Here is a 12,297-nt window from a genome sequence, read left to right on the forward strand (position 1 = left end):
AACAACCGCCCCGCGCTGGTGCAAGCCAGCTTTGCCCAGGTGCTGGGTTGCGCCCCTGATGAGGTGCTGCTGAGCAGTCGTCACGGCCTGGACTGGTCAAGCGTGTGAGCCAAAACGGGCCTGCCCACATCCCAAAAAAGCGGCCATAAAAACAAAAGCCACCCGAAGGTGGCTTTTGCGGGCCATGCGCTTTCAAAACGCATGGCGAAGATCAGAGCGTGTCTGATTCATTATTGCGCAGCGCTGGCCGCAGCTGCAGCGGCCGTTGCGGCGGCGTCAGCAGCAGCCGTTGCAGCCGAGTCGGCAGCAGCACCCGCAGCCGAAGCGGCGTCGCTCACAGCTTCGCCAGCGGCGGCGGCGGCATCACCCATGGCAGCGCCAGCAGCCGAAGCGGCGTCGGTCACGGCTTCGCCAGCGGCAGCAGCAGCATCACCCACGGCAGCGCCAGCAGCTGAGGCCGTTTCAACAGCAGCCGATGCCGCGCTTTCCACAGCCGCAGCCACAGGCTCGGCAGGAGCCGGTGCAGGCTCTTCCTTTTTGCCGCAAGCAGACAGTGCAGCAGCAGCAATCAGGGCTGCCAAAACAAGCGATTTATTCATGTCGAGAGTCCTCGTCTGAAGGTAAGTGATTGAATTTGGAGAAAACACCCGGGTGCAAAAGTTGATTAACCCGCATCCCATTGAGAGAAAGTTGTATTAAAAGTGCCTTTCCGCTCAACCTGACATTATAGCGTTTACCCCAAATCACTGCGCGCGCTATTGCATTATCTGGTGCGTTGCAACAATAACTTACAAGCCGAGCGTTGTCGCAGGAAAGCCAGGCGTGCTTTTGTTCTGCCATTGGGCCAGCTGCTCACGCAGCATGTGACGGCGATCAGGCTCTGGACCACTGATGCCGTTATGCAACACGTCATCAAAGCGCTGCATGGCCCACACAGGCGTCCAAAGCACGCTGGGGAAGTCCTGCGGCGCAGCGCTGGCGCAGGCATAACACTCGATTTTGTGCGACCACTGCCGCCGCCATTCGACAAACAGCGCGTGCTCGCGCACCACATCGTCGTAGCCGAGCGCCAGCAGCACCAAGCGCCGCGCCCCAGTGCGCACCCATTGCTGCAATGCCTCGACGCAGGCACGCTCGCCCAAAGGCCAGTCGTGAAAGCTGGTGTCGCACCAAACCATCTCGCGCCAGCCTTGTGCTTGCGCCGCCATCAAGGCATTGCGCACGTGCTGGCGAAACGTTTCGCGCCCCGTAAAGGCACCGCCGGACAGGGCTGGCCCCGCGCTTTGCGCGTTTGGAAGCGGGTTATCTGGCTTATTCATCATCGTGTAACCACCCTGCTTGCCTCCACTGACTGACGAATTCGCTCGCCCCGTCGCTCAAAGCCTTCACTTGCGCCGCCGACAGGCCGCGCCCGTCGGCCAATTGGCGCAGCAAGCGCGCATCGCGCCCGCTGGCCCGGTAGCTTTCGCCGTTGATGAACAGGTGATGCGTGTCGTACATCATCCGCGTGCGGCGATCCAGCCTGATGCCGCCATGCGCCGGGCGCTCACCGTATTGCGCCTCAAACTCTTGCGCCTCAAACCACACCTGCGGCTTGGGTTCGGTCATCACCTCGCCCAGCAGCATGCCCAACTGCCGGGGGTCACGCAAAGCCCGCTCCAGCGCATCGCGTGCAAACGCCAGCATGGGATCAGGCAGCCTGCCAGGGTCGGCCACCGCCGCCTGGCCGGGGTCACGATAAGCCGTGTCATCCAGCAGCTCAGCCGCTTCGTCGGCCAAGCGTTGCAACAGCTCGTGCGCCAGCTCACCCCGCGCTGGTTGACGAAAGCCGACCGAATACGTCATGCATTCGCCCACCGCCACGCCATCGTGCGCCCAGCGCGGCGGCAAATACAGCATATCGCCCGGCTCCAGCACATACTCTTGTTCAGGCGTGAAATTGGCCAATATCTTCAAGGGCAAGCCGTCCACCAAACTCAAATTTTTTTGCCGCCCAATGCGCCAGCGGCGCTGTCCATGCGCTTGCAGCAAAAAAACGTCGTAACTGTCAAAGTGTGGCCCCACCCCACCGCCATCACTGGCGTAGCTGATCATCACGTCGTCCAGCCGCGCATCGGGCACAAAACGAAATTGCTGCATCAAGGCATGCACCTTGTCGCTATGCAAATCCACGCCTTGCACCAGCAGCGTCCAGTCGGGTTGACTCAAAGGCGGCAGCGCCCGCCGCATGATCGGGCCGTGGCGCAAGCGCCAACCTTCTTGTCCTTGACTGAGCAAACGCGATTCCACGCCCTCGCCTGCCGCCAGCGCAAACAATTCTGTGCGTGAGAGCAGCGGCTTGAAACCCGGAATGGCCTGCCGCACCAGCAAGGGCTTTTTTTGCCAATGCCGCTTCATAAATTGCACGGGCGACAAGCCGCCCAGCAACGGTAAAGCATGGTCAATTTTCATAAACAAACTTGCATCATGGTGGGTTGATACCCCGCGCAAAGCCGCACAGCATCCGCCCAAAACGGCTTTTATAAGCCATCGCTCTTGGCATCACGCCGTATCGGGCACCAAATCGGGCACCAAAGCAGCCAGCCTCGGCAACGCTGCCAAGGCGTTATCACACGTCGCGGCGGCCCAGTCGTGTGCCGACACGCCACGGCAAGCCGCCAGCGCCTGGCCGATGCGCGGCAGCTCGCCCGGTTCGTTGCGGCCTTGCGGTGCACCTGCCGCGCGTTGCCCAGCCGTGGCATACAGCCAATGCGGTGGAATGTCCGGCGCGTCGGTTTCCATCACGATCGCATTTGGCGGCAACTCGGCCGCCAAAGCCCGCAAGCGGGTCGCGCGCTCAAACGTGGCCGCGCCGCCAAAACCCAGCTTGAAGCCCAGGTCTAAAAACGCATCGGCCTGCTGCCTGCTGCCGCTGAACGCATGCGCAATGCCGCCGGGCACCGGCGTTTGACGCAAGGCTTTGAGCACCTGATCAACCGAGCGCCGCACGTGCAGCAGCACCGGCAGGCGATGGCGCTGGGCCAGCTTTAATTGCATGGCAAAAAAATGCGCCTGCCGCTCGCGCAGCGGCCCGGATGCAAGCTCAGGCACAAAGTAATCCAGACCGATTTCGCCCACCGCCACCAGGCGGGGATCATCCGCGTATTGCGCCAGCGCCTGATCCAGTTGGTGCAGCGCATCATCCTGCGCCCGCGCCACGTACAGCGGGTGGATGCCCAGCGCATAAGCATCGGCAAAGCGGTGCGCCAGCGCCCGGCATGCCTTGAAGTGCGGCACCTCCACGGCCGGTATCACGCACAGGCTCACACCGCGCTGCGCCGCACGCGCGCGCACTTCGTTCACGTCGGACGCAAATTCGGGCGCATCCAGATGGCAATGGGTGTCGATCCAGCAACTCATGATTTGCCATCATGCCTGACGGCGCAGCAAGCCACCGACCGCGCACCGGAACTGGCCGTCAATGCGACAATCGCACAGATGGAAATTACCCCCCCTTGCGTCGTGGCGCTCACCTGGATCTTGAAAGACAGCCTGGGCGATGTACTGGATCAACTGGACGAGCCGGTTGAGTTTTTAGTCGGTGGCGACGATTTGCTGCCCGCCATTGAGGTCGCCTTGCAAGGCCACGCAGCGGGTGCCACGCTGGATTTGAACCTGGAGCCAAAAGACGCTTTTGGCGACTTTGACGGGCAACTGATTTTTCTGGCTCCGCGGGCGCTGCTGCCTGAAGGGCTGGACGTGGGCATGCTGCTGGAAACGGCCAGCCTGCCCCAAGGTGCAGTGCAAGGCGCTCCGTCCGATGCCATCCTCGCCGTCTCCGAGATTTACCCCGAGCACGTGGTGCTCGACGGCAACCACCCGCTGGCCGGTATTTCGCTGCGGCTGCATTTGAAAGTGGTGGCCGTGCGTGCCGCTACTGAAGAAGAAGTTGAGCGCCGCTCTGCGGGCACCGGTTTTTTCCGCTTGCAGGCGGCGGCCCCCGGCTCGTCTGCGCTGCACTGACCCCGTTTTCTGATCCTGTTGTCAAAATCAAACGCGACACCCAAAAGTGCCGCATTTGCATTCATACAGCAACAAGGGACTCGTCAACGGTAAAGCTGATTGCCCTCAGCGCGCACCCGGTCGCCCACCTGCACGTTCGGTGGTTCGGCGAAATCAAAGCTGCGTGCGCCGCCGTTGTCAAACTGCACCGACACGCGGTAATGGTTGACAGTATTGCGGTTGGCGTTTTGCTCCAGATGGCGGCCCACCAGCGCGCCGCCCACCACCCCGGCCACCGTAGCCACCGTACGGCCTGAACCACCGCCAATCTGGTTACCCGCCAGACCGCCGACCGCACCACCGATCACCGCACCGGTCAAACCGCTGGACTGGCCACCTTGCACAAACTCCACATTGGTCACCCGCCCATAACCACTCATCTGCCCAGCCGTGGACGCCGCAGGTTGCGCGGGATAAGCCTGCGGGCCTGGCGCGGCACAAGCGGCCAGCAGTGCGGCCACACCAACGGCCGCCAAAGACGAAGTCAAACGTGAAGGGATGGTCATCAAGCGCTCTCCTGAAAATTCATTGAACAACACACATCTTCAAACCCCGGCGCATCGCGCCAAGTTCAAGACTGCACACACTACCGCATTATTGGACTTTATTTGGCTTCACAAGTAAAGCCTGCAAGGCACCCCATTCACCAAAAAACGGAGGCCTGACCGATGCCATGGTTGGCCACAGCCAACGCTTCTTTATGACCAAAAGACATATATCAACAACAAACTATTGGTTTGTTTTGGCATAAGAAGCCGGTACATTGCCGCCCATTGTGCCGGAGCGTGATCGCGCCCTGGCCACTTTTGAATGAAACCAACCCGCGATGTACCAATACTCCGAATTCGACCGCCAGTTCGTGCGCCTGCGTGCCGAGCAGTTCCGTGACCAGTTGGAACGCTGGCAGGCAGGCCAGTTAAGCGAAGAGCAGTTTCTGCCACTGCGCCTGCAAAACGGCTGGTATGTGCAGCGTTATGCGCCCATGCTGCGCATCGCCGTGCCCTATGGCGAAATCAGCAGTGCCCAACTGCGCGTGCTGGCACACATTGCACGCGAATATGACCATCCAGACGCCGCCTTGCTGGCCCACGCCCAGGCCACGCAAGACGAGCTGCAAGCCTCGCAACCCGGCCTGACGCTGGCCGCGCCGCCACTGCGCTACGGCTACGGCCACTTCACCACCCGCACCAACGTGCAATACAACTGGATTGCACTGACCAAAGCCGCTGATGTGATGGATCTGCTGGCCAGCGTGGGCATGCACGGCATTCAAACCAGCGGTAACGCCATTCGCAACATCACCTGCGAAGCGCTGGCAGGCATTGCACCGGATGAGATTGTGGACACCCGCCCGTTTGCCGAGATCACACGCCAGTGGAGCACGTTGCACCCCGAGTTCGCCTTTTTGCCGCGCAAATTCAAGATCGCCTTCAATGGCGCTGCCGAAGACCGCGCCGCCACTGGCTGGTACGACGTGGGTTTGCAAGCGCGGCGCAACAGTGCGGGCGAAGTGGGCTTCACGGTCAAGGTCGGCGGCGGCATGGGCCGCACGCCCATCGTCGGCAGCGTGGTGCGCGAGTTTCTGCCCGCCGCCGAGCTGCTGAACTACCTGGAGGCCGTGGTGCGCGTGTACAACCGCTACGGCAGGCGCGACAACAAGTGGAAGGCGCGCATCAAAATCCTGGTCAAGGCCGAAGGGCAAAAGTACATCGACGCGGTGGAGGCCGAATACGCCGCCATCGTGGCGCAAGATGGCGCGCCGCACACCATCACCGCCGCCGAGCTGGCCCGCGTGCAGGCCGGTTTTGTGGTGCCTGCGCTCAGCCCGGCGGGCATCCCCAGCGAAGTCAGTATCACCGCCAAACCCTACCAGCGCTGGTTAAAACAAAACGTGCGCCCGCATCGCCTGCCTGGCCTGTCGGTGGTCACCCTGTCATTCAAACGCCCCGGCTTTGCCCCGGGCGACGCCGACGCCGCCACACTGGATGCACTGGCTGAATTGGCCGACACGTTCAGTGCCGGTGAGGCGCGTCTGACGCACGAGCAGAACCTGGCCTTGCCATGGGTGCACGCCAGTGATTTGCCAGCGCTGTATGAGCATGCCCAAGCATTGGGCCTGGTGCAGCCCAACATAGGCCTGCTGACCGACATGATCGCCTGCCCCGGGGGCGACTTCTGCTCGCTGGCCAACGCCCGCGCCATCCCCATCGCTGCCGCGCTGACCGAGATGTACCAGGACATCGACGAAGTGACCGACCTGGGGCCGATCGATTTGCACATCAGCGGCTGCATCAACAGTTGCGGCCACCACCACAGCGGCCACATCGGCATCCTGGGCGTAGATAAAGACGGCAAAGAGTGGTACCAGGTGACGCTGGGCGGCGCGGACGGCTCGGCCCTCTCAGGCCCGGCCATGCCCGGCAAGGTGGTCGGCCCCTCGTTCAGCGCCGCCGAAGTGCCGGACGTGGTGGAAGCCATTTTGGACACCTACCGCGCCCAACGCAGCAGCGCGGCCGAACACTTTATCGACACCCTGCGCCGCGTGGGGCACGAGCCATTCAAACAAGCCGCTAACGGCGCGCGCCATGCCGCTACAGAGCGCCGCAGCCATGCCCGACAGGCTGAAGCCGCCACGGCTTGAAGCACCTGTCCATACACCCAAGGCATACACCCAGGACATACGCCCAAAATACTATGAAAATAATAGCTCATGACGCAGTTCCCTCTTGCGACAGCAGCCCAAGACACTTGCAAATTGCCAACGATGCCGATTTGGCCACGCTGGCCGCTGAAGGCGCTTTCAAAGAGATGGACTGCATTGAACTGGCCTTCCCCAAATTCACCGATGGCCGCGCCTTCAGCCAGGCCGTGCTGCTGCGCCGTCGCTTTGGCTTTGCGGGCGACATCCGCGCCACCGGCGACGTGCTGATCGACCAGTTGGTGCAAATGGCGCGTTCAGGCTTTACCAGCGCCGTGCTGGCCGAAGGCGTGGACGCCAGCGCCGCCCAGCGGCAGTTCGACCGCTACAGCGCGTTTTATCAGGGCGACGCCCACGAGCCACGCCCCCACTTTTCCCGTGAAAACACGCTCGCCCAGGAGGCTGCATGAACACCGTCGCCGCCACCGAAACCATCGCACTTGAAGCCACCGCACGTGAAACCACCGCGCTCGAAGCCACCATGTTCGATCTGGCCCGCGTCAATGCCGAGCTGGGCCACGACGCCGCAGGCTTGACCGCCTGGGCGCTGGATTTGAAGCAGCCCACCATCGTCACCACCAACTTCCGCCCGTTTGAAGCCGTCATCCTGCACCTGGTCACGCGCGTGCAGCCTGACGTGCCGGTGATCTGGATGGACAACGGCCTCAACACCGACGCCACCTACCGCTTTGCCGATGAGCTGACGCGGCTGCTCCAACTCAACCTGCACACCTACCTGCCGCGCCGCTCGCGTGCGCACCGCGAAGCCGTTGACGGCCCCACGCCCGCGCTGGATGAGCCGCGCCACGCCGCATTCACTGAAGAGGTCAAGCTCGAACCCTTTGCCCGCGCCCTGCGCGAAACCGCGCCCAAAGTGTGGTTCACCGCCTTGCGCGCCACCGACACCGCCGTGCGCGCGCAAATGGAGCCAGTCAGCATCAACCCCGACGGGCTGATCAAAGTCGCCCCGCTGCTGCACTGGTCCTCCAAAGACCTGCACGAGTACTGCAAGCAGCACGGCCTGCCCAACAACTTTGACTACGTTGACCCCACCAAGGGTGAAGACAACCGCGAATGTGGTTTGCACCTGAGTCATTGAACGCTCACCCTGAGCCGCTGCGCGGCTTCCCCCTCTCTCGCTGCGCGGGAGGGAGCGGCACCGGTGCTGCGGGGCGGCCCTTGCACGGTGCCCATAGCCCGGGAACAGGCCAGTTTTTTGAAGGATATTGCTTTAAAAAATATAGCTGCTTTCGCAATCTCCACAAGCGCTACAGCGCAATTTGATTGGATAAACCATGAACGCCCGCACCGAACCCACCGCGTTGCTCCAGCCCGAGCACCATTTAAGCAGCGCCCACCTCGACGCGCTGGAAGAAGAAACCATCTTCATCCTGCGCGAAGTGGCCGCCGCCTTCGAGCGCCCCACCCTGCTGTTTTCTGGCGGCAAGGACTCGCTGGTGATGCTCAAGTGCGCCGAAAAAGCCTTTGGCACCGGAAATATCCCTTATCCACTGCTGATGATCGACACCGGACACAACTTCCCCGAGGTGACCGACTTCCGCGACTTTCGCGCCAAAGAACTGGGTGCCGAATTGATCGTGCGCAGTGTCGAAGACAGCATGGCGCGCGGCACCGTGCGCCTGGCCCACCCAGGCGAAAGCCGCAACGTGCACCAGTCGGTCACGTTGCTCGAAGCCATTGAAGAATTTCGCTTTGACGCCCTGATCGGCGGTGCGCGCCGCGACGAAGAAAAGGCCCGCGCCAAGGAGCGCATCTTCAGCCACCGCGACAGCTTTGGCCAGTGGCAACCCAAGGCCCAGCGCCCCGAGCTGTGGACCCTGTTCAACACCCGCCTGGCCCCCGGTGAGCACTTTCGCGTATTTCCCATCAGCAACTGGACCGAGCTGGACGTGTGGCAGTACATCGAGCGCGAGCAGATTGCCCTGCCATCCCTTTATTACGCGCACCAGCGCGAAGTGGTCGAACGCCGCGGCCTGCTGGTGCCGGTAACGCCGCTCACGCCGGCCAAAGACGGCGAGCGCGTTGAAACCCGCACCGTGCGTTTTCGCACCGTGGGCGACGTGACCTGCACCTGCCCGGTGCCAAGCCCCGCCGCCACGCCCGGCCAGATCGTCATCGAAACCCTGGCTGCCGACGTCAGCGAGCGCGGTGCCACCCGCATGGACGACAAGACCAGCGAGGCGTCGATGGAAAAGCGCAAAAAAGACGGCTATTTCTGACATCTCCTGTGCCTCCAGCGACACCCTCCCCCAGGAGCGCGTAGCGCTCCACACCAGTCTTTTGAACACAGAACACCATCATGCGCACGATTGAACTGACCCCACAAAAGGCCGCAGAGCAGGCCAGCCGGGTGAACGCCGTGGACGGGGCAGCCCCAGCCAGTGGCGTTGTCCCCCTCCCGAAGAGACAGGAAGAAGGCGCCGCAGGCGACACAGGGGGTGACGTTGCCACCGCGCTGCGCTTCATCACCTGCGGCTCGGTGGACGACGGCAAAAGCACGCTGATTGGGCGCCTGCTGGTCGACAGCCGGGCGGTGCTGCAGGACCACCTGGCCGGCGTCACCCGCTCGGGCGAGGCCGATCTGGCGCTGCTGACCGACGGCTTGCAGGCCGAGCGCGAGCAGGGCATCACCATTGACGTGGCTTACCGCTACTTCAACACTGAGGCGCGCAAATTCATCATCGGCGACGCCCCAGGCCACGAGCAGTACACCCGCAACATGGTCACCGCCGCCAGCCAGGCCGACGCCGCCGTGGTGCTGGTCGACGCCACCAAGCTCGACTGGCAAGACGCAGCCCTGAAGCTGCTGGCGCAAACCCGCCGCCACGCCCTGCTGGCGGGCCTGCTGCGTGTGCCTTCCATCGTGTTTGCCGTCAACAAGCTCGACGCCGTGGCCGACCCAGCTCTGGCTTTTGCCCACATCCAGCTCGCCTTGCAGGCGTTTGCCGCTGAAGCCGACATTACTGCCACCGCCATCGTGCCCATATCGGCCCTCAAGGGCTGGAATGTGGTGGATTTTGGTCACGAACAGGCAGGCTGGTGCGGCTACAGTGGCCCGACGCTGCTGGAAATCCTGGAGCGTTTGCCCGCCACGCCGCGTGAAACCGATCTGCCAATCGCTTTGCCAGTGCAGTGGGTCGAGAAATTCTCGTCGTCCTCGTCCGACACCTCCCAAGGTCGGCGCGTGTTCTGGGGTCGCGTCGCCACGGGCGAATTGACACCCGGCACCACCGTGCAGGTGCTGCCCAGCGGCCAGCAAGCCGTGATAGCACAGGTGCTTGACCACGCCCGCCGTCCGCATGATGTGCTCGCAGGCCACAGCGCAGGCGTGGTGCTGGACCGCGAGGTGGACATCTCGCGCGGCGACTGGATCGTGGCCGCGCCTTCAGCGGTGCCTTTAACTGCACCCCCTGCCAAAGACGACTTCGACACCCCCACACCACAAAGCCCCTGGCCCGCCACGCGCGAGCTGGCCGCCACCATCGCCTGGATGGACGACGAGCCGCTGCTGCCCGGGCGCGTGTACTGGGCGCTGCACGGCCACCGCTGGGTCAAAGCCAAGGTGGTGCGCATTGCCGAGCGGCTGAACATCAACACCCTGGCACGGGAAGAAGCGAACCAGCTGGAATCCAACGCCATCGGTCACATCGATTTGGTGCTGCAAGAAGCTGTGCCCGCCGCCCCGTTTTCCAGCAGCCGCGTGCTGGGTTCACTGATTCTGGTGGACACGGCCAGCCACAAAACGGCGGGTGCAGTGCTGGTGCGCTGAAGTTCAACCCCTGCGTTGATGCAGGTCAACCTGGTGGCGGGCATTCTCCACGCCCGCAGCGTGGCGATCGCCCAGCCAGTGCGGCCCACACTCTAAAATCAGCCGTTTCGCGCCGCCAGAGGTTGCTTTGTAAAAATCACCCGCGCGGCACTTTGAATGTTCCCCACGATCAACTGAACCCAGCCCCATGACCCACGTCGTCACCGAAGCCTGCATCCAGTGCAAATACACCGATTGCGTGGACGTATGCCCCGTCGATTGCTTTAAAGAAGGCCCCAATTTTCTCACCATCGATCCCGATGAATGCATCGACTGCGCCGTCTGCATCCCCGAGTGCCCGGTCAACGCCATCTTTGCCGAAGAAGACGTTCCCAAAGACCAGTTGCACATGACCGAAATCAACGCCAAACTGGCCCAGTCGCCCGAGTACACCACCATCACCAAGCGCAAAGACGCGCTGGACACGGCCGAAGAATACAAAGACCGCACGGACAAGCTGCCGCTGCTCAAATATTGACCACATCAGGGTTGACCAGGACTGCCGGGATGCCAAAGCCATCACCCCAATCAACCCTTGAGGTTTGCCTCACCTGCACAAGCAGCTATTGATTTAAAAGCAGACACACTTTCACTGCCTCACACGCCATGATCCAGCCCACCACCGAAACCACCACCGCCGTGGACGCCGTGGTCATCGGTGCCGGGCCAGTGGGGCTGTGGCAGGTATTCCAGCTCGGTCTGCAAGGCATTCACGCCCACCTCATCGACGCCCTGCCCCACCCCGGCGGCCAGCCCACCGAGCTGTACGCCAACAAGCCGATTTACGACATCCCAGGCCTGCCCGTGTGCAGCGGCCAAGAGTTGACCGAGCGCCTGTTGCAGCAAATTCGCCCTTTCGCGCCCACCCTGCATTTGGGGCAACTGGTCGAAACACTGGCGCGGCAGGACGGCGGGCGCTGGCTGCTGACTACCCACACCGGCACACGCCTGTTGTCCAAAACGGTGTTTATCGCTGCGGGCGTGGGCGCTTTTGTGCCCAAGCGGCTGAACTTGCCCGGCCTGAGTGCGTTTGAAGGCAGCCAGCTTTTTCACCACCTGAATGACCCCGCCGCCTTGGCTGATCAGCGCGTGTTGATCGCAGGCGGTGGCGAATCTGCCGTAGCCGCTGCAACCCAATTGGCCACCGCGCTGGCAGCGCAGACCACACCCCGCCCCGCCAGCGTCACCTTGCTGCACCGGCGCAACAGCTTTCAGGCCGCGCCCGCCCTGCTCGAACAAATGCAGGCGCTGCAGCGCAGCGGCGCACTGGGTTTTGTGCAAGGCCAGATCGACAGCTTTGCCACCGAAAATGACCGTCTGCACAGCGTGCAGGTGCTTGGGCCAGATGGCCGCACACAGACTTTGCCGCTGGATGCGCTGCTGGTGCTGCAAGGCATCAGCCCCAAATTAGGCCCCATGGCCGACTGGCCACTGGCCATGGAACGCAAGCAACTGGCAGTGAATCCCGAGACGTTTGAAACCAGCGCCCCAGGCGTGTTTGCCGTGGGCGACATCAACACTTATCCGGGCAAGAAAAAACTCATCGTCTGTGGCTTTCATGAAGCTACCCTGGCCGCCTACGCGGCGCAGCCGCTGATCGCGCCCGACCGTCCAGTGCCCTTTCAGTACACCACCAGCAGCACGCAACTGCACCGCCTGCTGGGCGTGGCGGGCGATGCACCACCGGGTGCAGCCATGGCCAGCGAATAAGCGCTGGCCATACCGCCAC

At 62.7% G+C, this 12,297-nt stretch carries 13 protein-coding genes; 8 read left to right on the plus strand and 5 right to left on the minus strand.

All coding sequences use genetic code 11. The annotated features are described in order from the left end of the window. Window positions 1-230 precede the first annotated feature (230 nt). From ACK5NW_RS14985 to ACK5NW_RS15000, 4 genes are all read right to left on the minus strand, one after another. Window positions 231-599, minus strand: a complete 369-nt coding sequence (locus tag ACK5NW_RS14985) for a hypothetical protein (protein ID WP_416929495.1) — start codon at window positions 597-599, stop codon at window positions 231-233. A 189-nt stretch (window positions 600-788) separates the two neighbouring features. Next, window positions 789-1,319 carry a hypothetical protein gene (locus ACK5NW_RS14990; protein ID WP_416929497.1) on the minus strand — a complete coding sequence of 177 codons (531 nt, stop codon included), beginning with the start codon at window positions 1,317-1,319 and terminating at the stop codon, window positions 789-791. After that, on the minus strand, window positions 1,312-2,451 hold the full coding sequence (locus ACK5NW_RS14995) for a JmjC domain-containing protein (protein WP_416929499.1): 1,140 nt from the start codon (window positions 2,449-2,451) through the stop codon (window positions 1,312-1,314). Before ACK5NW_RS14995 ends, ACK5NW_RS14990 begins: the two co-directional genes overlap by 8 nt. Before the next feature lie 90 nt (window positions 2,452-2,541). Next, entirely contained in the window at window positions 2,542-3,399 is an 858-nt protein-coding gene (locus tag ACK5NW_RS15000) for a TatD family hydrolase (protein ID WP_416929501.1), read from the minus strand. Window positions 3,400-3,477: 78 nt separating this feature from the next. Here ACK5NW_RS15000 and ACK5NW_RS15005 point away from each other — a divergent pair, with 78 nt between their 5' ends. Continuing rightward, window positions 3,478-4,002, plus strand: a complete 525-nt coding sequence (locus ACK5NW_RS15005) for an FKBP-type peptidyl-prolyl cis-trans isomerase (RefSeq protein ID WP_416929503.1) — start codon at window positions 3,478-3,480, stop codon at window positions 4,000-4,002. Window positions 4,003-4,085: 83 nt separating this feature from the next. Here ACK5NW_RS15005 and ACK5NW_RS15010 read toward each other — a convergent pair whose 3' ends face one another. Beyond that, a complete protein-coding gene (locus ACK5NW_RS15010) occupies window positions 4,086-4,547 on the minus strand; it encodes a glycine zipper 2TM domain-containing protein (RefSeq protein WP_416929505.1) in 462 nt (153 codons plus the stop codon). Between the two features lie 320 nt (window positions 4,548-4,867). Here ACK5NW_RS15010 and ACK5NW_RS15015 point away from each other — a divergent pair, with 320 nt between their 5' ends. The 7 genes from ACK5NW_RS15015 (at window position 4,868) to ACK5NW_RS15045 (ending at window position 12,278) form a co-directional block, all read left to right on the plus strand. Beyond that, window positions 4,868-6,682 (plus strand): nitrite/sulfite reductase, encoded by a 1,815-nt coding sequence (locus ACK5NW_RS15015; protein ID WP_416929507.1) that lies wholly within the window; start codon window positions 4,868-4,870, stop codon window positions 6,680-6,682. A gap of 53 nt (window positions 6,683-6,735) precedes the next feature. Further along, a complete protein-coding gene (locus tag ACK5NW_RS15020; RefSeq protein WP_416929509.1) occupies window positions 6,736-7,149 on the plus strand; it encodes a DUF934 domain-containing protein in 414 nt (137 codons plus the stop codon). Window positions 7,150-7,220: 71 nt separating this feature from the next. Next, window positions 7,221-7,838 (plus strand): phosphoadenosine phosphosulfate reductase family protein, encoded by a 618-nt coding sequence (locus tag ACK5NW_RS15025; RefSeq protein WP_416929564.1) that lies wholly within the window; start codon window positions 7,221-7,223, stop codon window positions 7,836-7,838. A 196-nt stretch (window positions 7,839-8,034) separates the two neighbouring features. Further along, a complete protein-coding gene (cysD, locus tag ACK5NW_RS15030) occupies window positions 8,035-8,979 on the plus strand; it encodes a sulfate adenylyltransferase subunit CysD (protein ID WP_416929511.1) in 945 nt (314 codons plus the stop codon). Between the two features lie 80 nt (window positions 8,980-9,059). Further along, window positions 9,060-10,529, plus strand: a complete 1,470-nt coding sequence (locus ACK5NW_RS15035) for a sulfate adenylyltransferase subunit 1 (RefSeq protein ID WP_416929514.1) — start codon at window positions 9,060-9,062, stop codon at window positions 10,527-10,529. A gap of 187 nt (window positions 10,530-10,716) precedes the next feature. Next, window positions 10,717-11,046, plus strand: coding sequence for a ferredoxin FdxA (gene fdxA, locus ACK5NW_RS15040; protein ID WP_416929516.1), 330 nt, complete (start codon window positions 10,717-10,719; stop codon window positions 11,044-11,046). A 128-nt stretch (window positions 11,047-11,174) separates the two neighbouring features. Beyond that, a complete protein-coding gene (locus ACK5NW_RS15045) occupies window positions 11,175-12,278 on the plus strand; it encodes an NAD(P)/FAD-dependent oxidoreductase (protein WP_416929518.1) in 1,104 nt (367 codons plus the stop codon). The last annotated feature ends 19 nt before the right edge of the window (window positions 12,279-12,297 follow it).

This window comes from Ottowia sp. (assembly GCF_047975795.1).
Classification (GTDB): Bacteria; Pseudomonadota; Gammaproteobacteria; order Burkholderiales; family Burkholderiaceae_C; genus Ottowia.